Origin of the sequence: Pseudidiomarina taiwanensis, assembly GCF_003987435.1 — a bacterium.
In the GTDB taxonomy this organism is placed as follows: domain Bacteria; phylum Pseudomonadota; class Gammaproteobacteria; order Enterobacterales; family Alteromonadaceae; genus Pseudidiomarina; species Pseudidiomarina taiwanensis.
In genome coordinates this window covers 186693-207879 of sequence record NZ_PIQG01000004.1, presented here as the reverse complement: position 1 = coordinate 207879, position 21187 = coordinate 186693, and the positions used below count along the sequence as shown (strand labels likewise).

The window sequence follows — 21187 nt, the reverse complement described above, 5'->3', positions numbered from 1 at the left end:
GTGTAATGGGCTAGGTGTAATGAGCTAGCCTAGGTTTGCGCCTGCTGTAACTTGCGCCAGCGCAGTTCGAGCACGGTAATGGCAAAAACATAAAGCACCACGATCACAGCAGATACTGCAATAAACCGATGCTCAGGGAACATAAACCAAGCAAGCGTGACCAGCGCCGTGCGTAAAACACCATGAACCAGGCCAATCCAATGCTTAATAATCCATGAAATAGGCAGCCACATTAAGCCGGTTAAAATACCCACTGTGAGGGGTAACGATGTGTAATCGATGAGAAAAAACGGAATCGCAATAGCATAAACCAGTACCGCCATCGCCACCGAGTAATAAAAGAGCTGGTCAAATTCATTCTTTGGTTTGGTTTTGTCGGTAAAGTTTTCACCGGTAAATTTCGAGATCATTATGCCCAGATAAACAATCGAACCGGTTGCACCAAACAGCAACCATGACTTTCCGACTGGCCCCAAAAACAGTGAACCCACCCCCACAATAAGCCAAGCGATAAGGCCTGCGATAGGGGTTGCGATTAAGCGCCTGTTAGCGAACTCTCGGCGCTGTTCGTCTAAAGTCATGGATTATCCTTTTATTCGTGTTTGCTCTTAGACGGGACGGCTCATGTAGTAAAAGCGCTCGTCTTCACTGGTTAGATCGAACCCTTGTCGCTTATATAAATGCACCGCAGGGCTGTTTTTAAACACTTTTAGTTTTAGCGCGCTAGCACAGTGCTCGCGGGCAAGTCGCAGCGCCTCTGCAATAGCAATTGAGCCGATACCTTGATTCTGATAACTCTGCTCAATTTGTAAATCGCGCAGCCAGCAAGCTTCTGGGTCATAGGATAATCTCATCACCCCAACAAGTTTGCCCTGGAACAAAATATCTAAGTTCACAAGCTCTTGCGTCATTTTCTCAATCTGCGCCGCATCCCAGTCTACCGCATAGTGATCGTAATATTGCTGCATATTCGACAGCGTAAAATGCGCGGCCACAGCTAAGTCTTTACTGGATCTGAATGTCACCATAACTGCAGCCTCCCAAGACATGATATGAAGCCACTGCTCATTCCTAGTGTTATTGCTTACTCAACAGGAACTTGCGTAAATCTCTCTCAGCACACATCACAAGCAGAATAAAAGCCTTGTCACCATCTTGCTGATAAAAAACATGACATGGACTCACAACGACTTCACGATAGCTTAAATGTTTTAGTTCTGCTGGAATACGACCTGACTCTGTGGCGTAGTTTTTAGGCGTTCGACTTTTGAAAAAATCGTTTGTATTAATTGCTTTGTCGCAACAGTGTCAAGCTGAATAACGCTGAGCTTTATGGCAATTTTGTAGCCGCAAAGCGGTGCAAAACTTGGCCCTCAACAGCGACTGTTTATGCATTATTCGTAGTGGCTCCAAAGCCGAATAACTTTCACCACTCTCTCATTTTCAAGCACTTGGTATACCAATCGATGCTGAATATTGATTCGGCGAGAATAGGCTCCTGAAAGATCACCTATCAGCTTCTCAAACGGAGGAGGTTTACAATAAGGATCGTCTGCAATCAAAGTGAGCAAGTCTTGGGCCTTTTGCTTCAGCCCGCTGGACGCCAATTTATTTGCATCTTTTTGAGCCTGCTTGGTGTAAACCAACTTCCATGTCACCAGTTCAATTCCTCATCGCACTTATCAACAGTCGTCGCCATTCCCTCGCGAATAGACTCACGCATACCTGGTACAGAGAGTAGGTAAAGTGTTTCCTGAATAGCAGCCCAGTCTTCTTCAGCCACCAGCACAGCTCTATTCCGCTTGCCCATAATAATAATCGGTTGGTGGGACTCAGCAGTTTGATCGATCAATCGATAAAGATTGCTGCGAGCCTCGGTAGCAGTAATTCCCGCCATGGTGCACCTCTTGAACGGTTAATTTACAACTAATTGTACGCAATTAAGCACGTACGTCAAGACGAACGTTTTGCATAACGCCCGGCACAGCGGCAGCCGTAACGGAGCGGTTTTGTGTTAATGTTTGAGCGCAGCGAATAACACAAAACCGCGTAGTGTAGGCTGTCCGCCTGCTGCCGATTGTTAGATGCCAGTACCACTTAATGAACGCTTGCTTTAGAAAGCAAATTTAAAACCAATACACCGCAAACTATTAAACTAATACCCACGAAACCCCATGCATCAATCTTTTGCCCGTAAAGCCCCCATGCAACAGCAGTGACTAATACTACGCCAAGGCCAGACCAAACTGCATAGGCCACCCCTATAGGAATAGACTTCAAGACCAATGAAAGGAAATAAAATGCAATTCCATAGCCAACAATTACGATGAAAGATGGTACGAGCTTCGTAAAACCTTCACTGGACTTTAATGCAGATGTTGCAACTACCTCTCCAAGAATTGCAACAGTAAGAAATAACCAGCTTTTCATGATCCGCCTCCAATATGATTCGAAGGGATTATGTGTTCTTTTCTCTTAAAGTTGCAGTCTTGAAGAAAAAAATTATTCGTGCGCAACTTTCCGGTTAATTACATCTAACATTTGTATAGTGTTCCGGCACATGTCGTAATCGTTCGGTTTACTTGGTAACTCACCAAAAACAAAACAAAAACCATCTAAAAAGTCGCCTTTTCCTGTCAGCAAAGTGTGCGTTCTTACTTTGCTTTTCGACTACGCCTGATAACACTTTTTTTGTTTAAATTATGTAACTGAAAATAAGACATATTTATCCGACATGCAAGCCCTAAGTGTGCGACTTTGAGCCGCGAAGCGTGCCACTTGATTTACTATGCTGAACACACTGTTCTCAATAATCATGGATGATACTGATGCCTAGCCCTTTTATTGAAGAGCTTCGCGCCGATATGCGGCTACGTGGCTATAGTCTGAAGACCGAAAAATCTTATTTAAGTTGGATACGCCAGTTTATTTATTTTCATAAAAAACGACATCCTAACGATATGGGTGCAGAAGAGGTGAAAGCCTTCTTGAGTTGGTTGGCGAATGAACGCCATGTTGCTGTGAATACACAAAAAGTTGCTCTAAATGCTTTGGTATATCTTTATCACAAAGCGCTGAATCAAGAACTGGGTGATCTCAATTTTAGCCTTGCCACTAAACAGCGTTCGTTGCCTGTGGTGCTCTCCCCTGAAGAAGTTCAGCGCATTTTAAATGAGCTTACTGGTCGCAATAAACTCATTATTGAACTGCTTTATGGTAGTGGTCTACGTGTGAGTGAAGCGCTTCGTTTGCGGGTTCAAGATATAAACTTCTGTAATGCTGCTGTTACTGTACGCGATGGTAAAGGTAAAAAAGATCGGCAAACCCTTCTCAGCCAAAGGCTCATCGAACCATTAAAACAAGCCATCGAAACGGCTTTGACTGTTCAGATCGAGGATAACAAGAATGAACTTGGGCCATCGATGCCTAATGCACTCGATAGAAAATATCCAAATGCTTTTAAACAACCGGGATGGATGTTTGTCTTTCCAGCAACGAGCATATGTAAGCATCCATATTCTGGAATTCTTTGCCGTCACCATTTGCATGACAGTGTTGTGCGAAAAGCCCTACAACCAGCGGTGCGAGCCGCAAAGATATTTAAAAAGGTGAATTGTCATACGTTTCGACATTCGTTTGCCACCCACTTATTGCAAGCGGGATGTGACATTAGAACAGTGCAAGAGCTGCTAGGGCACAATGACGTGAGCACAACTCAGATTTATACACACGTCATTGGTCAGCATTATGCAGGCACAGCAAGCCCACTTGATAGGCTCATCAGTGTGGCTAGGGAATAAAGTCGATGACTAATTTCCTCCACAAGCCCCATTCCACCGTATTGTAAGATTGCGACAGAAAAATAAAGTCAGTGACTAACACTTAATCGCTCTAGTTTGGACTAGGAATAAAGTCGATGACTAATATTAGACAATCGACACCATAGCGATAAAGCGTCCTCCGTTTGCCGACGAAGAATCACTGTGAAAGTAGAATAGCCGCCGATAAAAACCTATATGGCCACATATATTGATTAGAACAAATCATTCTGTTTGAAAGATCAGGATGTTCGATTAATGCTTTTGAACATGCCATCGAAAGACGAGAGAGTATAAGCGTCAATATGGGGGACGTCCGTGGATGATAATGATGCAAATATTTGTTTTGACAAAACGAGTCATTTAGCTCCAGGCTTGGATGAACAACTCATCCAGGAGATAATTCAAAATATTGATGAATTAAAATTAAGGCAGGCGGCTTTGAAAGGCAGAAGTAACGCTATTGAATTTTTATCTTCAAAAGGAATGGATACGGACTCAGTTGCTCGGTCTTTGCGTTTCGACAATTCCGTTTTAAATGAAGAAATTAAGACTCTCAGCGAGTGGGTTGAGCACAACTCTTATGGATAATCGAAATGAGCCGGAACATACGAAAAGACCCTAACTCAAAATTCATAAAGTGCAGATGAGCAAGTAATTATTCCGTCTCGGAATTCGCACGCAGGTCGGCATAAATTGACAGGTAAGTATATATTATAATATGCCGAATGTGACTCTAGTGATTTTTATGTTTAGCAAAAAACTCTGAGAGTCTTTTAATAAACAAGCCTTCATAAGCAGCCAATTAATCTGTATTAGCAATCTCTGCCTGGGGATATTGTCTCGCAAATTTAGCACTGTTTCACTATCGCATAACATTTCTCCATTCCTATTCTCTCAAAGGCATCCACCACAACTACCGCATCGCCAGTCATTTTGATTGACCGCCTGATAAAACCACTCAACATGCTGTTCGTCGAATGGAATGTCGTAACGCTCAAACAGCGGCACAAGCCAGTCCGCTTGCTCCTCAATCCATTCGTGAATCTCTAATCCCTCAGTATATTCTTCATCATCTGGGAATAGCCAACTGAAAATACCGCGTGTACCCATGTGGTTCTCGGCTTTTACTGGAGGCAACTCCAAAAGCTGTTGGTTAAAGCTGACTTCCCAATGCCCCAAACAGAGCGTGTGTCCTTGCGCTGTCCAGCGCGCCGTGAAGGGATTTGTCATCTTTTACCCACCACTTATTCAAGTCTAAACAACGCTACTGCATTAACATCGAATCATCGAATTCAAACTTGAAACCTTGTATATCTGCTTCGCTGACAAGTCGATGTAAATATTGCGAGAGTGCTTTTCGATGCACTTTATCATTAAGATACTGTTTGATTTTTTCGCTTACCATATCGTAGGAAAGCGGCTTGCCATCTACTTTTCTAGCAACAAGAACTACATGGTAACCATAGCGAGTCTCTACTGGCTGAGGCATCAGCCCCTCACTGGCGGCAAAAACTTGGCGTTCAAACTCCCTTACTGTCTGACCATGTGAAAGCTGACCTAAGCTACCATCAACATCTTTGGAAGGACATGAAGAAAACTGCTTCGCCAATTCGCCAAACGAAGATTCGCCGCCTTGCAACTTATGAATTAGGTTAACCGCCAAAGTGTGCGATTCAGCTCTGTGCTCAAGATCTTTTGGATCTGATGCAATCAATATATGACTAACTTCAATCAGCGGAGCTGTCTTGAACTTTTCCTTGTTTGCACTGTAATAGCGCTCACATTCCTCCGTTGTTGCTTCCGGAACGTAGACTTCAGAGGCTAACAAGCTATCAATCAACTGACTGTTTTGTTCAATTGCATCTGATTTAGGGTTGAGTGGTATCCCTTTCTCCATCGCTTTTTGTGAAATTAGCTCACCAATAATCAGTGTTTCTGCCGCTTTTACCATCGCTTGTCGGCGTGATTCTGCCGGATGATATTGAACCTCAGCGTCGATCATAGCCGAGCTAATAGTTTTCCCGTTTACTGTAATATCGGGGGTGTTTGTAAGTGACATAGTCAATCCTACTTAAAAAGGAGGCTTCCTTGCCCCAATGAGTGATTGTGGTAATTATGCTTTTGAACGAACAACCTGATAGCTTCTGCGGACATACTGCACAGGAACGCTCCAGATATGAACCAACCTGCTAAATGGGAATAGTACAAACAACGTTATACCCAAAGTAACGTGGAACTTGTAAACCGGATGAACCGTTGAAATAAACTCTACTGCTTCAACCGGCCTGAACGTCAATAGATAACGAGACCAGCTCATTAGGTTATACATCACAGCACCATCCATATGACCCGAAGAGATTACGATGGTAAACATACCTACGATTAACTGAAGGTAGATTAGCAGTAAAATGCCGGTGTCCATCTTACTGCTGTTAGCGCGGATCCTGGGATCAAACAAACGGCGCTTTACCAACATAGTTAAACCAATAAAGCATAAGACACCAAAGAAACCACCCACACCCATGGCTATCACTTGCTTAGTTGCCAAAGAAATTCCAAGTGCATGCCAAATTTCCCAAGGCAATACGAGGCCCGCAAAATGCCCCAATAAAATCGCAATGATACCAACGTGAAATAAAATATTGGCTACACGAAAGTTTTTGTTACTAAGCATTTGGCTTGACCCAGTTTTCCAACTGTATTGTTCTCGGTCATACCGTAGAAGGCTACCGAGAAAGAAAATCCCGGTTGCGATATAAGGATAGATGCCAAAAAAGAACATATCTAAAAAAGCCATTACTAGCTCCTTATTGCTTGCTCAGCCGCTTTGGCTGACGAATTATCTACAAAACTGATGGGAACATTCTGGTCACGACGTTGCGTCTCAGAGGGTCGATTGACCTGAGACGGACAACCGCCGTTTACTGCGTCACCACCAAAAGTGACGGCTTCTTCTTCCCAGACTTTGTCCAACGCCTTTTTGGTATCATCACGTTTTTCATCTTTGACTTGCTCACGCAGTGCCTGCACATCAATAGCTGCCTCAGAAAGAGCAACCAACGCGGAAAAAACCGCTCCGTAGTTACTCCCTCTTTTTTCCAGCCGTACTTGAAGGAGCGCGAGGATTGGCACGATATCCTGCAACCAACCTTTGCCATTCTCGCTGCCTTGGGTGCTAACGAACTCAAGAAACAAGGGGATATAGTCTGGTAATTCTCTAACGCCAATATCCAAACCTGCCGCTCGGTATTGCTCCAGCAAATTAACCATTGCTTGACCGCGGTCGCGCGATTCTCCGTGAATATGCTCATAGATGAGCAGCGATAAAGAACGCCCCCTTTCAAACAAACCATCATAGTCAGCCTGCCAATCAAGCAAGCTGTCTGAGAAGCGTTGGTCGACAAATGCGAGCAGACTAGCTTTGTTGTTTTCATCAAGCTCAGCATCGTTTGCAATAATTTCTGCAATATCGATTCCGTGCTCATAGAGCGCTTCTGTCGGGTAATCAAGAAGTCTTGAAAGGACTTTTAAAATTTCCATCAGTCTTGTACCTCCACAGGGATAACTTGGCGTACGGTTTGTTTTTTACCACCAAATAGGTCGGTGCTACTGTCACCGCCACTGCAACCGTTGCCGAAGCTGAAGCCGCAACCGGATTTCATATCGTAAGCATCTTCTGCATACGCCTTATGGCTAGTCGGAATGACAAATCTGTCTTCGTAATTGGCAAGCGCCATATAACGATACATTTCTTCAACTTGCGCTACGCTGAGTCCAGCTTGTTCCAGTGCTTCCAGGTTTTCTTCGCCGTCAACTTGTTGTGAGCGTTTAAATTTACGCATTGCCATCATGCGCTTTAACGCATGCTCGACAGGGGCTTCGTCACCTGCAGTCAACATATTGGCTAAGTACTTCATTGGAATACGCAACGCTTTTAAGTCTGGGAAGACACCATCCATTGGTACACTGCCGGCCTCAACTGCGCTTTGAATTGGGCTCAATGGTGGCACATACCACACCATTGGCAGTGTGCGGTATTCGGGGTGTAATGGTAGAGCGACCTTCCAGTCCATAGCCATCTTGTAAACCGGAGACTCTTGGGCCGATTTTAACCATGCGTCTGGAATGCCTTCTTTGCGTGCTGCTTCCTGCACCGCCTCATCGAATGGGTCGAGGAAGATATCGCACTGTGCCTGATAAAGATCCTTATCATTGGCAACACTGGCAGCTTCTTCTACGCGGTCAGCATCATAGAGCATAACGCCTAAGTAACGGATTCGACCGACACAGGTTTCAGAACAGACTGTGGGTTGACCCGCTTCAATACGTGGATAGCAGAAGATACATTTCTCAGATTTACCGGTTTTCCAGTTGTAATAGATCTTCTTGTACGGACAACCGCTGACACACATTCTCCAGCCGCGGCACTTGTCCTGATCAATCAACACAATACCGTCTTCCTCACGCTTGTAGATTGCCCCAGATGGGCAAGACGCCACACACGCAGGGTTAATGCAATGCTCACACAGGCGCGGTAGATACATCATGAAAGTCTTTTCAAACTCGCCATACATATCGGCCTGGATCTGATTAAAGTTGCTATCGGCTCGGCGCTTGGAAAACTCGGTACCGAGGATTTCTTCCCAGTTCGGGCCCCAGTCAATTTTTTCCATTCGCTGACCTGTTATCAAGGAACGAGGACGCGCAACAGGTTGATGTTTGCTTTCACCCGCTTTATGCAAATGCTGATAGTCAAAATCAAACGGCTCGTAGTAATCATCAATACCGGGTAGGTCGGGGTTGGCAAAAATATTGGCCAGAATACGTAGCTTGCCACCTTGCTTGGGCGTTAATTTGCCATTGCTATGCCGAGTCCAACCACCGTTCCATTTTTCTTGATTCTCCCACTCTTTGGGATAACCTATGCCCGGCTTAGTTTCGACGTTATTGAACCATGCATACTCGACACCTTCGCGCGATGTCCATACATTCTTACAAGTTACAGAGCAGGTGTGGCAACCGATACACTTATCAAGGTTGAGCACCATGCCTATTTGAGCTCTAACTCTCATGATTAGCCCTCCGCTCCAAAGTTGTTAAATTCATCTGCACTCTGTTCGACGCTGTCATCGTCTAACCAGTCGACTTTCGCCATTTTTCTAACGATAACGAATTCGTCTCGATTACATCCCACAGTGCCGTAGTAGTTGAAGCCGTAGGATTGTTGTGCGTATCCGCCAATCATGTGAGTCGGTTTCATGACCGCTCGGGTGACTGAGTTGTGGATACCACCACGTGTTTTGGTAACTTCTGAACCCGGCACATTCACTATTCGTTCCTGAGCGTGATACATCATGCTCATGCCTTCCGGTACGCGCTGTGACACAACCGCTCGGGCAGCGATCGCACCGTTCACGTTGAACACCTCGATCCAATCGTTATCAACGATGCCTGCGCGCTGCGCGTCGGGCTCAGAAATCCACACAATCGGGCCGCCGCGAGACAATGTAAGCATCAACAAGTTGTCTGAATAGGTGCTGTGGATTCCCCACTTCTGGTGTGGCGTTATCCAGTTCAGTGCAATCTCTGTGTTGCCATTGGGTTGCTTATTCATCATTGGCTTCACGGTCTTAAGATTGATTGGTGGCTTATACAGGCACATGGTTTCACCAAAGTCGCGCATCCATTCGTGATCCTGATAGAACTGCTGACGACCTGTAACTGTGCGCCATGGAATGTACTCATGTACATTGGTGTAGCCCGCGTTGTAAGAGACGTGTTCATCTTCCAACCCTGACCAAGTCGGCGAACTGATTATTTTACGCGGTTGCGCTTGCACATCTCTAAAGCGAATTTTTTCCTCTTCCTTTGGCTTCGCCAAATGAGTGTGATCTAAGCCAGTAAACTCACTAAGAGCGGCCCATGCTTTTACGGCTACCTGACCATTCGTTTCCGGCGCAAGAGAGAGAATTACTTCCGCGGCATCAATGGCAGTTTCAATTTTGGGGCGTCCTTTGTTCGCCCCCTCTTCAATATGACAACGATTTAATTGGCTCAGGAATTCTACTTCCGCATCGGTGTTCCAGTTTATTCCTTTACCGCCATTTCCGAGCTTTTCGAGTAATGGTCCGAGAGATGTGAATCGCGCATAAGTATTAGGATAGTCACGCTCAACCACAATCATATTCGGCGCAGTCTTGCCTGGGATCAAGTCACACTCGCCTGTCCACCATTGCTTCACACCAAAGGGTTGTGCCATTTCTGCTGGCGTATCATGCAGAATCGGCAGCGTGACCAAGTCTTTCTCTATACCCAAATGACCAACTGCAGTCTTTGAGAATTGTTTCGCGATGCCTTTGAAAATCTCCCAATCAGAGCGGGACTCCCATACTGGGTCTACCGCAGCACTTAGAGGGTGAATAAATGGGTGCATATCTGACGTATTTAAGTCGTCCTTCTCATACCAGGTCGCAGTTGGTAGCACAATGTCGGAGTACAAACAGGTGGTTGACATACGGAAGTCCAAAGTCACCAACAAGTCTATCTTGCCTTCCGCGGCCTCATCGACCCATTTTATGTCCTCTGGCTTTTTGCCACCGTCTTCACCGAGATCTTTGCCCATCAAGCCGTGTTTTGTTCCAAGCAAATGGCGCAGCATGTACTCATGACCTTTACCTGAAGAACCGAGCAAATTCGAACGCCAAATAAATAAATTGCGCGGATAGTTTTGCGGATTCTCAGGCTCTAAGTGTAATCCCCCCATTTTAAGCAGCAGTTATTCGTAGAATTAATGAACCGCTTGCGTTAATTGTTTGGGCGGAATGCCTCCGATGGCGGTGTTAGGCCGCTCGTTGTTATAAAGCCAAAGCCACTGAGTGGCAAGTTCTTGTGCATGCTCAACGCTATCGAACAGGTGTAAATCGAGCCATTCATGACGAACTGTTCGATTAAATCGTTCAACATAGGCATTCTGAGTCGGTTTACCTGGTTGAATGTAGAGCATCGTAATTTGATGTTTTTCAGCCCAGTTAATCAGCTCGCTTGACAAATATTCTGGGCCATTGTCGCAGCGAATCGCCGCAGGTTTTCCTCGCCATTCAATGACTTGCTCTAATGCACGAATAACGCGAGCACTTGGCAATGATAAATCAACTTCAATGGTTAACCCTTCGCGGTTGTAATCATCAATAACGTTAAATGTTCGAAGTAGACGCCCATCAGCCAAGCTGTCGGACATAAAATCCATTGACCAAACTTGATTCATTGCTGTTGGTACGCTTAAAGCGTCCGGTTTGTCGCGTCGCAGGCGACGCTTAGGTTTAATTCGTAAGTTCAGCTCTAGCTCTCGGTAAATGCGATACACGCGTTTGTGGTTCCATGGAAACCCTTTCACGTTACGCAAGTGCAAAAAGCATAAACCAAAACCCCAGCGCTTGTGCGCGGTGGTTAAGCGCAGCAACCAGTCAGCAATCACAGCGTTTTCATCGCTGAGTTTGCTTTGGTAGTGGTAACAGCTCTCGCTAATACCCATACAAACACAGGCAAAACGAACGCTAATACCATGACGTTGAATGGCAGCTTGCGCCATCTCTTTGCGCTGAGATGGCTTTACAGCTTTCCCTCAAGGGCTTCCTTGCGGATCTCAGCCTTGAGTCGCTCTTCGGCATACATTTTCTTGAGGCGTTTATTCTCATCTTCAAGCTCTTTAAGGCGTTTCATCATGGATGCGTCCATGCCGCCAAACTTGGCGCGCCATTTATAAAATTGAGCCGAGCTCATGCCGTGTTCACGGCAAAGCTCCGGAACGGGTACACCGTTCTCGTTTTGTTTCAGAATCGCTAAGATCTGACTGTCTGTGTATCGTGATTTGCGCATAGAAAACTCCTTCGTTTTAGTTTAACGGAATTTTCTACTTATAACTGCTCCGATTTTTCGGGGGGATTACATAAGCAGGCAAAGTTAAGCTCACCACTTTTGAGTTTTTCCACCGCATAGTCTTGTGGAGCCTTACCGGCAACTTCTGCATCTCTGCAAAGCTGGAGCGGGTTTATACCGAGTTGTGGCGCAGATGGCAGCCACCCCATACGTTCAGCTCGACTATTAAAATCAATAATCGAACCAGACCATTTAGTCTTATCTGCTGTTGGAGAAATAACCTCTGTCATTTCCAACTTCTCATAGCGCCATTGGCTTGAATGATTGTAAAAGAAAGAGGTTCCGTTCATATGGCGCGGTGGACGTTGCCAGTCAAGACCAAACGCCAGCGGTTGCCAGCCAGTTTGTGGGCGCAGTTTCTCTTGCCCCACATAGTGTGCCCAACCGCCACCACTTTGACCGATGCAACCACACATCATTAACATATTAATGAGACCACGGTAGTTCATATCCATGTGATACCAGTGGTTCATACCTGCACCAACTATCACCATGGAGCGACCTTTGGTCTTGTCTGCGTTAGTTGCGAATTCTCTCGCGACTTTGATCACATCCGCGCGCGGTACGCCGGTGATTTGTTCCTGCCAAGCCGGTGTGTATGGAATGTCTTGGTCGTAACTGCTGGCCACATTCGGATCGTCATAACCATTGTCAACACCGTAGTTGGCAAGTGTTAAGTCAAAAACAGTGGCAACATAGGTTTCAGAGCCATCAGCGAGTTTGACTTTCTTCGCTGGTACTTTGCGCAGCAACACATCGTCATGCTCAGTATTCTGGAAGTAACCAAATTCATGCTCCGCACCACCAAAATATGGGAAAGCAACACTGACCAGTTCATCATGACTACCTTTCAGACTTACTCGTAAATCGAGTTCATCACCTGATTTACCATCAGTTTGGGTAATATTCCATTTCCCTTTTTCACCCCAGCGATAACCGACTGAGCCTGTAGGCGAAACTAATTCGCCATCTTTATCATTGACCGAGATGGTTTTCCATTCAGGGTTGTTGTCTTGACCGAGTTGACCATCTAAATCTGACGCTCTGAGGAACCGCCCCTGATGCAGACTGCCGTCCTCAGCTTTGTCAAGCATGACCAGAACAGGGAAGTCGGTATAACGTTTCACATAATCGGCAAAATATGCTGATGGTTTCTCAACATGGAATTCTTTAAGAATAACGTGGCCAAATGCCATCGCTAATGCTGCATCAGTCCCCTGTTTTGGTGCCAGCCACTGGTCAGTAAGTTTTGCCACTTCAGAATAATCAGGCGTGATACCGATGACCTTAGTACCTTTGTAGCGGACTTCTGTGAGGAAGTGCGCATCTGGTGTGCGTGTTTGCGGAACGTTTGAGCCCCAGCAAATAATGTAGTTTGAGTTATACCAATCAGCCGACTCTGGCACATCAGTCTGTTCACCCCAAATTTGGGGAGATGCTGGCGGTAAATCACAGTACCAGTCATAAAAGCTTAGGCAGTTTCCACCTATCAACGACAGATAGCGCGCACCCGCCGCATAGGAAACCATAGACATAGCAGGGATTGGTGAAAAGCCGGTAATGCGGTCAGGGCCGTAAGTTTTTGCCGTATATACATTCGCAGCCGCGATGATCTCGTTAGCTTCGTTCCAGTTAGCGCGAACAAATCCCCCCAGGCCTCGTTGTTGTTTGTATTCTTTGGCTTTTGCGGGATCTTCAACAATCGAGCGCCAAGCCTCAACCGGATCCTTGTGTTGGGCTTTCGCTGCTCGCCACAGTTTGACTAAGCGTTTACGGATTTTTGGATGCTTGAGGCGATTGGCACTGTAGATGTACCAAGAGTAACTTGCGCCCCTCGGGCAACCTCTGGGCTCATGGTTAGGAAGGTCTGGGCGCGTACGTGGATAATCGGTTTGCTGAGTTTCCCAGGTTACCAATCCATCTTTCACGTAGATTTTCCAGGAACATGACCCGGTACAATTAACACCATGGGTTGAACGCACAACTTTGTCATGCTGCCAACGACGGCGATATCCGTCCTCCCACCCTCTACTTTCATTCGTAGTAACCCCGTGACCGTTTGAGAACGGCTCTTCGTTACGTTTGAAGAACTGCAATCTGTCTAAAAAATGACTCACGCCAGACTCCTTTATCAATGGAATAGCAACCATACGATGCGTTGCAAACTCAAGCTCTATACGGATTAAAGTGTATTGTTATTCGCACGGCAAGAGCCCGAAAACAGCGGTGAATAGGGGAGTTACCACCAAAGTGGTAGAGAGTCTTTTTTGCTTTTCCTTTGTATTAAAGGGGTCTAGACTGAAGTCATTGAGAACAGACTTCAAATTGAGGATAGACTAATCTTTGTAGGTATCACTTGTGAGTCGACTTAGTTTCTACATTACCAATGCAACCAATTAAAAGCTTCTTACATTCGACTGTTTTTAAAATCGCCGCATTAATGTTTTCGGTGAGCTTTTTAGCGATCGTCAGTATGTTTACTACCGTATTTATGAGTGACGGTGCGCAGTTCGATGCTCAGGCGGTGAATGTAGCCGGCTCTTTGAGGATGCAGACATATCGAATTCATAGCGTCATGCAGGACAATCCAGACGACATTCAGACCATCAATCAATTAGTTGAAGAATTTGACAAGACTTTGAATACAGGCGTGCTAGTCAGTCAACAAGCACTTCGAGATAGCGGCGATATCGCAAAACATCATGCTATTGTTGCGAACAACTGGAGTGAACAAGTTAAGCCGTTAATCCAAACCACTTTGACATCTCCAGGTAACTCCAACACTTCCAGTTTGGAGGTTTTTAACAAACTGGTAAAAGACATCGAACTACTTGTTGTTGCTTATCAAAAATATGCTGAAACCAATATTGCTACGATCCGACTAGTGCAGAGTTTAGCATTATTCAGTACCTTAATTCTGATTGCGCTAGCGATGGTGATTGTACATCGTCATATCGAGCAACCGCTGTCGAACCTGACGTTAGTAGCTCGTCGAATAGGTAAAGGAGATTTCACTGCGAGAGCAGAAGAAACAGGCAAAGGTGAGTTTGCATTACTGGCTAGAACAATCAACAAAATGAGCGGTAGCTTGTACCGTTCAAAATCACAACTAGAAGAACAAATTAAGCGCAAGACCAGAAAATTGTCACGTTCAAATCAATCGCTCGAATTGCTGTTTCAAGTATCTCGCAGACTTAATGAAGTCGAACCAGGTTCTGTTGATTTTCAACCATTACTCAACAAGCTGGCAGAGGTGACTGGTGTAAAAGACTTGGATCTTTGCATTATGACAGCGCAAGGCACGGGCCCATACGAACATTTGATGAGTACCGAAAAAACGATTCCAGACAAATGCCAACAACAGCTCTGTCACAACTGTACTGAGCATGATTCACTTTTTCCACCTGTTAATGGGCAAATGAAGTATCAGTTAAGTATTGGGGATCAACACTATGGTGTCTTGGTGGTGAGTTTGGCTGAAGGGAGTATTCTGGAAGACTGGCAGCACCAGCTGTTTGAAGCCATTGCTGAACAGGTCGCCAATGGTCTTAGCATGAAACATCAAAACGAACAGGGGCGGCGTATCGCTTTGATGAACGAACGCACGATAATTGCCAGAGAACTGCATGACTCTCTGGCGCAGGCATTGTCCTACCTAAAAATTCAGGTAACTCGATTGCAACGCCTGCAGCAAAAAGACAGTGCTCAGGAGCAAATAGACCAAGTCATTGATGAGTTAAAAAATGGACTTGGCGCGGCTTACAGTGAACTGCGTGAATTGCTAACGACTTTTAGATTGAAACTCGATGGCCAGGGCATTAAAGCTGCGTTAGAGCAAACGATTTCGCAATTGCAAAACCGCTCAGACGATTTCAGTTTTACGCTTAATTATCACGTAAGCAATATTCCCTTCACGCCTCAAGAAGAAATACATCTTTTACAAATTGCCAGAGAAGCGACCCAAAATGCATTCTATCATTCTAAGGGCTCCAATATTGAAATTGGCATAACCAGTAATTCCTTATCAGAAGTGATATTAACGGTTAAAGACAACGGAATAGGTATCCCTGAAGACCCGAATAAGCTAAATCACTACGGCCTAGCCATTATGAAGGAACGCAGCCGGAATTTGGATGGTGATCTATCTGTCAAACGCAATGATGAGCGTGGCACCATGGTTATGTTTAGTTTTGTGCCTGAATATGCTCGAACACTTGAGGTAAAGAGCAAGAGTGCTTAATTCCCCGCGCTTTTGGCCTATCCTATCAACTGTGAATTGCAACTGATTTCACCTGCAATAGCGCTCGACTGCCAACGCCCAAACCTAGATTTGCCAATGCGCGTTTGGTTACTGAAACCATAAAAGCATTTTCTCCTACAGTAGCTTTAACAATTACTTGACTTGGGTGCTCACCTTCATTGATTGCTACAATCTGAGCGTTGAGCACGTTTTGAAAACTGTTTTTACTTACAGAATTCGCCAAGCTGACATCTTTCCCAAAGACTTGAACTCTTACTTGGTTGCCTATCTTAAAACTATTGTTGGGTATCCAAAGTGCTTGGTCGCCAATAGACATACAAGCTAAGTGCCACTGTTTGTCAATCTTTATTACCTTGCCTGACAAGACCGTCGATATCTCATCATTGAGTCTTAGTGGTAACATCTCATTTGAAAGCGAGGCCGACAGCGAATCACTTGATACCACACTACCTTCATGCATAACAACAACATGATCTGCTAGCATTGCCACTTCTGGCGCTGCGTGAGTAACGTATAACATGGGTATGCTCAGTTGCCGCTTAACACGCTTTAAGAAAGGTAAAATCTCGCGTTTTCGGTCATCGTCAAGAGATGCCAGTGGTTCATCAAACAGCAAAATCTTGGGGTTCAACGCCAATGCACGAGCAATGCCGACACGCTGTGCTTCCCCACCTGATAGTGCTACAGTTTTTTGTTCCAGTAAGTGTTCAATTCCCAACACGGAAATTGCTTCATCTAGGTTCTGTTTGCTTGCGTGAACGGCACGTTTGATGCCATAGAGAAGATTATCCTTAACGCTGAGATGGCTAAATAGACTTGGCTCTTGAAAGACATAGCCAATGGCTCGCTTGTGCGGCTTAAGCTTAGTTTTTGGGCTATCCCAAACTTCATCACCGATAGAAAAGTATCCAGCTGCCTCCTTCTCCAGGCCAGCGACACAGCGCAGCAATGTTGTTTTGCCGCACCCAGAATGCCCATAAAGCACAGTAATGCCAGTTTCGGGAAGTTTAAGAGCAACATTCAGATTAAAACGCCCTTTAGAAAGCCTATAAGCGAGTTCCACAATTACCGCCTCTTCACGGGAACGAATGCAAACCGTCGACGCCGGATCCATTGCAGAAATGTTAATGTTATAAATGAAAAGATTAGCATGATTAATGACAGCTTATGTGCGGCGCCGTAATCCATACTCTCTACATGGTCATAAATTTGAATTGATACAACTTGCGTTTCACCCGGAATATTGCCTCCAATCATCAAAATAACGCCAAATTCGCCGACTGTATGGGCAAAGGTCAAAACAATAGCGGTGAGAATGCCGCTCTTGGATAATGGCAACACGACAGAAAAGAAAGCATCGATAGCTGAGGCCCTCAATGTTGAAGCGACTTCTAATGTTCGAGTAGGGATGGCCTCAAAAGCTGATACAAGCGGCTGTATTGTGAAGGGTAAGGAATAAATAATTGAGGCTATGACCAAACCTGAAAACGTAAAGGGAAACACGCCAATACCCAACTGCGTTGTGACTTTGCCAATAGGCCCCTCGGGGCCTAACAGTAATAATAAGTAAAATCCGAGCACTGTGGGTGGCAAGATCAGAGGCATGGCCACCAACGCAGTTAAAAAGCTGGTGAGTTTGGAATGAGACCTCGCTAACCACCAAGAAAACGGAATTCCGAAAACCAACAGAATGACGGTTACCGTACTCGCCAGCTTCAAGGTCAAAAGCAACGCTTGCATATCACCCGCCGACAGCACTTATAGCCTCCTGATTAGGTGTTTCAAACCCATATTCTGTCAGAATTTTTGCGACCTCTCCACTTTGCATAAATGAATGAAATCGCCACGCGGTAGGGTTGTCTCCACCGTGTTGGGTGACAATAAAACCTTGGAGTAGCGGAGAATGGAGAGTCTCCGGTATTAATATGTAGGAGGCTCTTGAGGAATTCCATGCAGATTTTACCAACGACAAGGCAACAATACCCGCATCGACATGCTGATTAACGATAAGTTGAGCAGTATGGGAAACGCTATCACCATAGATGATTTTTGAAGTCAGTTGAGTCCACAATCCAGCTTGAACCAGTACTTCTTTGGCTCTCATGCCATAGGGTGCATGCCTTGGATTGGCAATAGCGATTCTCTCAAAGTCAGCGTGAAGCAAAGAATCGAGTTGACCGTTAGACAAATCGTTTTTATAGCTCAATAGAACTAATCGCCCCTTTGCGTATGGGACAACAGCCGACGAAGAATAGCCCATTGCTTTTAGCTGTTGTGGGAAGCTTATGTCTGCTGAGAAATACAGATCATAAGGTGCTCCATTGCGGATCTGCGTAAGAAACTTGCCTGACGAACCAAACGACGTTTTGACGGCCACGTCTGGATTTGCAGTCTCAAATAAACTAACGATATCTCTCATCGCAAATTTAAGATCAGACGCAGCTGCTATTAACAGCTCTTCAGCATATACATTCAAATGAAAAAACAGGGTTATCAATGAGAAAAATAGCTTTAAACGCATGAGAGTCTCAACCATGGTAAACCGATAATAAGGTGCGATCGTTCGCACCTTATTATCGATTATTCGGACTTCCTAAGGATTGTAGAATTCGCCGTCCTTACGTAAATAGAACCAGTAGTTAATCAAGACGCAGACACCATAGAACACTGCAAATCCAATCAACGCGACTTCAGGAGTAGTTGCCTGAATTTGCTCACCAATAACCTTTGGTATGTAAAAGGCACCATATGCAGCTACTGCTGACGTCCAACCAAGTACTGGGCCCGCTTGTTCTTTAGGGAATACTTGCGCGATGGTTCTGAAGGTTGAACCATTACCGATACCTGTAGCGGCAAAGAGAATCAGGAACAACACGAAGAATTGAATGAAAAACTCTTCCGGCGTCGCTGATTGATAGGCTGCCTGCATATAATAAGCTGCACCGAGTGCACTACCAATCATGACAATTGAACAGATTTGTGTTACCAGTGCACCACCGACTTTGTCCGAAATCCAACCACCTAACGGACGAATAAGTGCACCGATGAATGGCCCCATCCAGGCGTACATTAAAGCACTTGGCCCATTAGGGTTGATGGTATTGTGTGTCATCACTCCGTCGACCATAACGTGGCTGTAGCCAAAAATAACTTTGATCGCGAGCGGAAAAGAGGCCGCAAAACCGATAAACGAACCGAAGGTCATCGTATAAATCACACTCATCACCCAAGTGTGTTTGTTGTTAAAGATTTGATATTGGCGAGTCAGACTCTCACCAATTGAACCTGGTAACATTTTTAAGATAACGACGGTGGCAGTCACAACCAGTACTAATACAACTTCCTTGGGTACCCCGAATCCAGAACCATTTGCAGTCTCAGGTAGCATCAACCATAAGCCAAAAGCAGCCACAACCAGACCGATACTGAGCATAACCGTAATCAGAGCAAAAGATGTTAGAGGGTTACCTATGTTTGGAGAAACATCAGGCGTACGAATATTATTCATACCAAACCATGATAGGAAGAATAGAGGGACAAGTAATAACAACCAGACAAAACCGGCGTTTGAAATATAGCTTTCCGTGCCTGCAGGAATTTTACCGATGAGCGTGCCTGATGCGTTGATCAGCGTCATCGGGTCGCCACTAAAAGCACCAAAGGCAGCGAATGTCATGAACAGTGGTACAACAATTTGCATCGTGGTAACACCAAAGTTACCTAGCCCTGCGTTCATACCTAGTGCCAAACCTTGCTGCTTCTTTGGGAAGAAGAAGCTGATATTTGACATTGATGAAGCAAAGTTTCCGCCGCCGAAACCGGATAGCAGTGCTAACAGTTGAAACTGCCATAACGGCGTATCAGGATTTTGCAGTGCAAATCCTGCTCCTACCGCTGGTATCATTAGCAGTGCTGTCGTGAAGAAAATGGTGTTCCTCCCTCCGCACAATCGAATGAAGAAACTGCTTGGAATTCTCAGTGTTGCGCCGGTCAATCCAGCAATCGCCATCAAGGTAAAGAGTTCAGCCTTTGCAAAGGGGAATCCCAGATTTAGCATTTGAACGGTTATGATTCCCCAATAGAGCCAAACAGCGAAGCCAGCTAGCAAGCTAGGAATGGATATCCATAGGTTGCGATTCGCTATTTTCTTTCCCTCTTTCTCCCAGAAATCAGGGTCTTCTGGATCCCACTTGTGCAGATCAGACATAACGCTTACTCCAACATAGAATGACATTTATTTGGTCACACTATGGTCCACGCAGGCAGAGCTAACAATCTGCTTCAGTAGGTAGCTAGGCGAAGCATTGTGGTAACAAAACTAACGATTTTTGACACATTGAGTGCTGAAAGAGGTACAGCTATCTTGTTGTATTCCCTATATTTAAAGGGTTTCAAAAAATGTGTTTTGCTACCCCATAAGTGGTAGCTGGCTTACCTCCAGTAATTTAAGAGAAGTTCACCAGTTCGTGTATAGTTAAACTAAACGAATGACTCAGCGTTTGTAAGGAGGCATACATGTTCGAAGACAAACCCGCCACTATTATGATGGTCGACGACCATCCTTTGTTGCGTAAAGGATTAAACCAACTTATCGAATTTGAAGATGATCTAGAAGTCGTTGGAGAGGCGAGTTCAGGAAAAGAAGCCATCGAAATGGCGATGCAATTGGAGCCAGACCTGATCACGCTGGATTTGAACATGCAAGGTATGGATGGATTGGAAACGCTAAAGCATCTGCGGGATAAAGGTGTTGATTCGCGCATCATCATGTTGACGGTATCTGACAACGATGAAGATGTTGTTGAAGCCGTTCGCTCAGGTGCCGATGGTTATCTGCTAAAAGACATGGATCCAGAAAATATTGTCGACAAACTCCGTGAAGCCGCGCTCGGCAAAATGGTAATGAGCGCAAAGCTGACTGAGGTACTGGCTACTGCGCTACGCAAGCCCGAAAGGGCTGGAAGTCGAGCATTGGCCAGCCTGACCAGTCGTGAATTGGAGATCCTCAAACTCATCGCGAAAGGTATGAGCAACAAGCTTATTGCACGAGAACTGGATATTTCAGATGGCACGGTCAAAGTCCATGTGAAGCATTTTCTTAAAAAACTGAATCTACGCTCTCGTGTAGAAGCAGCAGTGTGGATGGTGAACCACCAAAAAGGAGCTTAAT

The 21187-nt window shown here is 45.2% G+C and carries 19 protein-coding genes and 3 pseudogenes; 4 read left to right on the top strand and 18 right to left on the bottom strand.

Annotated features, from left to right (window positions below):
- Positions 1 to 29: 29 nt before the first annotated feature.
- From CWI83_RS09035 to qacK, 6 genes and pseudogenes are all read right to left on the bottom strand, one after another.
- Positions 30 to 581, bottom strand: a complete 552-nt coding sequence (locus CWI83_RS09035; protein ID WP_126828261.1) for a DUF7010 family protein — start codon at positions 579 to 581, stop codon at positions 30 to 32.
- A gap of 27 nt (positions 582 to 608) precedes the next feature.
- The gene (locus CWI83_RS09030; protein WP_126828259.1) at positions 609 to 1028 is read right to left on the bottom strand and encodes a GNAT family N-acetyltransferase; all 420 of its coding nucleotides are present in this window, start codon (positions 1026 to 1028) and stop codon (positions 609 to 611) included.
- A 49-nt stretch (positions 1029 to 1077) separates the two neighbouring features.
- Positions 1078 to 1310: pseudogene (locus CWI83_RS10720) on the bottom strand (type II toxin-antitoxin system RelE/ParE family toxin); the annotation flags it as partial.
- An 84-nt stretch (positions 1311 to 1394) separates the two neighbouring features.
- Positions 1395 to 1658, bottom strand: coding sequence for a Txe/YoeB family addiction module toxin (locus CWI83_RS09020; protein WP_126828257.1), 264 nt, complete (start codon positions 1656 to 1658; stop codon positions 1395 to 1397).
- Complete coding sequence (locus CWI83_RS09015; RefSeq protein ID WP_126828255.1) at positions 1655 to 1897, bottom strand: type II toxin-antitoxin system Phd/YefM family antitoxin; 243 nt, start codon at positions 1895 to 1897, stop codon at positions 1655 to 1657. The genes CWI83_RS09020 and CWI83_RS09015 overlap by 4 nt, the downstream gene beginning before the upstream one ends.
- Before the next feature lie 200 nt (positions 1898 to 2097).
- Positions 2098 to 2430: a quaternary ammonium compound efflux SMR transporter QacK gene (qacK, locus tag CWI83_RS09010; protein WP_052484405.1), complete on the bottom strand. Its 333-nt coding sequence runs from the start codon at positions 2428 to 2430 to the stop codon at positions 2098 to 2100.
- 392 nt (positions 2431 to 2822) lie between these two features.
- Between qacK and CWI83_RS09005 the strand changes: the two genes are divergently transcribed.
- Positions 2823 to 3800: an integron integrase gene (locus tag CWI83_RS09005; protein WP_275540770.1), complete on the top strand. Its 978-nt coding sequence runs from the start codon at positions 2823 to 2825 to the stop codon at positions 3798 to 3800.
- 336 nt (positions 3801 to 4136) lie between these two features.
- Positions 4137 to 4409, top strand: coding sequence for a hypothetical protein (locus CWI83_RS09000; protein WP_126828253.1), 273 nt, complete (start codon positions 4137 to 4139; stop codon positions 4407 to 4409).
- Between the two features lie 306 nt (positions 4410 to 4715).
- Here the strand turns inward: CWI83_RS09000 and CWI83_RS08995 are convergent, their stop codons facing one another.
- The 8 genes and pseudogenes from CWI83_RS08995 to CWI83_RS08960 form a co-directional block, all read right to left on the bottom strand.
- Complete coding sequence (locus CWI83_RS08995; RefSeq protein ID WP_026375755.1) at positions 4716 to 5051, bottom strand: hypothetical protein; 336 nt, start codon at positions 5049 to 5051, stop codon at positions 4716 to 4718.
- A 34-nt stretch (positions 5052 to 5085) separates the two neighbouring features.
- On the bottom strand, positions 5086 to 5880 hold the full coding sequence (locus CWI83_RS08990) for a peptidylprolyl isomerase (RefSeq protein ID WP_126828251.1): 795 nt from the start codon (positions 5878 to 5880) through the stop codon (positions 5086 to 5088).
- 54 nt (positions 5881 to 5934) lie between these two features.
- Complete coding sequence (gene narI, locus CWI83_RS08985; protein WP_126828249.1) at positions 5935 to 6618, bottom strand: respiratory nitrate reductase subunit gamma; 684 nt, start codon at positions 6616 to 6618, stop codon at positions 5935 to 5937.
- Positions 6619 to 6620: 2 nt separating this feature from the next.
- Entirely contained in the window at positions 6621 to 7361 is a 741-nt protein-coding gene (gene narJ / locus CWI83_RS08980; RefSeq protein ID WP_126828247.1) for a nitrate reductase molybdenum cofactor assembly chaperone, read from the bottom strand.
- Positions 7361 to 8893: a nitrate reductase subunit beta gene (gene narH / locus CWI83_RS08975; protein WP_126828245.1), complete on the bottom strand. Its 1533-nt coding sequence runs from the start codon at positions 8891 to 8893 to the stop codon at positions 7361 to 7363. The genes narJ and narH overlap by 1 nt, the downstream gene beginning before the upstream one ends.
- Before the next feature lie 2 nt (positions 8894 to 8895).
- Positions 8896 to 10566 (bottom strand): annotated as a pseudogene (locus CWI83_RS08970) (molybdopterin-dependent oxidoreductase); the annotation flags it as partial.
- A gap of 42 nt (positions 10567 to 10608) precedes the next feature.
- A protein-coding gene (locus CWI83_RS08965) for an IS3 family transposase (protein WP_126828195.1) occupies positions 10609 to 11696 on the bottom strand; the annotation gives its coding sequence in 2 pieces (ribosomal slippage) (positions 10609 to 11435 and positions 11435 to 11696; 1089 coding nt in all).
- A 74-nt stretch (positions 11697 to 11770) separates the two neighbouring features.
- Positions 11771 to 13873, bottom strand: a pseudogene (locus CWI83_RS08960) (nitrate reductase subunit alpha); the annotation flags it as partial.
- Between the two features lie 269 nt (positions 13874 to 14142).
- On the opposite strand from CWI83_RS08960, the gene CWI83_RS08955 reads away from it, so the two are divergent.
- Positions 14143 to 15996, top strand: a complete 1854-nt coding sequence (locus CWI83_RS08955) for a histidine kinase (RefSeq protein ID WP_126828243.1) — start codon at positions 14143 to 14145, stop codon at positions 15994 to 15996.
- Positions 15997 to 16021: 25 nt separating this feature from the next.
- Here CWI83_RS08955 and modC read toward each other — a convergent pair whose 3' ends face one another.
- The 4 genes from modC to CWI83_RS08935 form a co-directional block, all read right to left on the bottom strand.
- Positions 16022 to 17080, bottom strand: a complete 1059-nt coding sequence (gene modC / locus CWI83_RS08950; protein ID WP_157980387.1) for a molybdenum ABC transporter ATP-binding protein — start codon at positions 17078 to 17080, stop codon at positions 16022 to 16024.
- A gap of 2 nt (positions 17081 to 17082) precedes the next feature.
- Complete coding sequence (gene modB, locus CWI83_RS08945; RefSeq protein WP_126828239.1) at positions 17083 to 17757, bottom strand: molybdate ABC transporter permease subunit; 675 nt, start codon at positions 17755 to 17757, stop codon at positions 17083 to 17085.
- Position 17758: 1 nt separating this feature from the next.
- On the bottom strand, positions 17759 to 18538 hold the full coding sequence (gene modA / locus CWI83_RS08940) for a molybdate ABC transporter substrate-binding protein (RefSeq protein WP_126828237.1): 780 nt from the start codon (positions 18536 to 18538) through the stop codon (positions 17759 to 17761).
- A 72-nt stretch (positions 18539 to 18610) separates the two neighbouring features.
- Complete coding sequence (locus CWI83_RS08935) at positions 18611 to 20224, bottom strand: MFS transporter (RefSeq protein WP_126828236.1); 1614 nt, start codon at positions 20222 to 20224, stop codon at positions 18611 to 18613.
- Between the two features lie 308 nt (positions 20225 to 20532).
- On the opposite strand from CWI83_RS08935, the gene narL reads away from it, so the two are divergent.
- Positions 20533 to 21186, top strand: a complete 654-nt coding sequence (narL, locus tag CWI83_RS08930) for a two-component system response regulator NarL (protein ID WP_126828234.1) — start codon at positions 20533 to 20535, stop codon at positions 21184 to 21186.
- The last annotated feature ends 1 nt before the right edge of the window (position 21187 follow it).

Excerpts from the sequence above, each read along its gene's own strand:
- CWI83_RS09035 (WP_126828261.1), bottom strand. The coding sequence starts at position 581 with ATGACTTTAGACGAACAGCGCCGAGAGTTCGCTAACAGGCGCTTAATC.
- CWI83_RS09030 (WP_126828259.1), bottom strand. The coding sequence starts at position 1,028 with ATGGTGACATTCAGATCCAGTAAAGACTTAGCTGTGGCCGCGCATTTT.
- CWI83_RS09015 (WP_126828255.1), bottom strand. The coding sequence starts at position 1,897 with ATGGCGGGAATTACTGCTACCGAGGCTCGCAGCAATCTTTATCGATTG.
- qacK (WP_052484405.1), bottom strand. The coding sequence starts at position 2,430 with ATGAAAAGCTGGTTATTTCTTACTGTTGCAATTCTTGGAGAGGTAGTT.
- CWI83_RS08995 (WP_026375755.1), bottom strand. The coding sequence starts at position 5,051 with ATGACAAATCCCTTCACGGCGCGCTGGACAGCGCAAGGACACACGCTC.
- CWI83_RS08990 (WP_126828251.1), bottom strand. The coding sequence starts at position 5,880 with ATGTCACTTACAAACACCCCCGATATTACAGTAAACGGGAAAACTATT.
- narI (WP_126828249.1), bottom strand. The coding sequence starts at position 6,618 with ATGGCTTTTTTAGATATGTTCTTTTTTGGCATCTATCCTTATATCGCA.
- narJ (WP_126828247.1), bottom strand. The coding sequence starts at position 7,361 with ATGGAAATTTTAAAAGTCCTTTCAAGACTTCTTGATTACCCGACAGAA.
- narH (WP_126828245.1), bottom strand. The coding sequence starts at position 8,893 with ATGAGAGTTAGAGCTCAAATAGGCATGGTGCTCAACCTTGATAAGTGT.
- CWI83_RS08955 (WP_126828243.1), top strand. The coding sequence starts at position 14,143 with ATGCAACCAATTAAAAGCTTCTTACATTCGACTGTTTTTAAAATCGCC.
- modB (WP_126828239.1), bottom strand. The coding sequence starts at position 17,757 with ATGCAAGCGTTGCTTTTGACCTTGAAGCTGGCGAGTACGGTAACCGTC.
- modA (WP_126828237.1), bottom strand. The coding sequence starts at position 18,538 with ATGCGTTTAAAGCTATTTTTCTCATTGATAACCCTGTTTTTTCATTTG.
- CWI83_RS08935 (WP_126828236.1), bottom strand. The coding sequence starts at position 20,224 with ATGTCTGATCTGCACAAGTGGGATCCAGAAGACCCTGATTTCTGGGAG.
- narL (WP_126828234.1), top strand. The coding sequence starts at position 20,533 with ATGTTCGAAGACAAACCCGCCACTATTATGATGGTCGACGACCATCCT.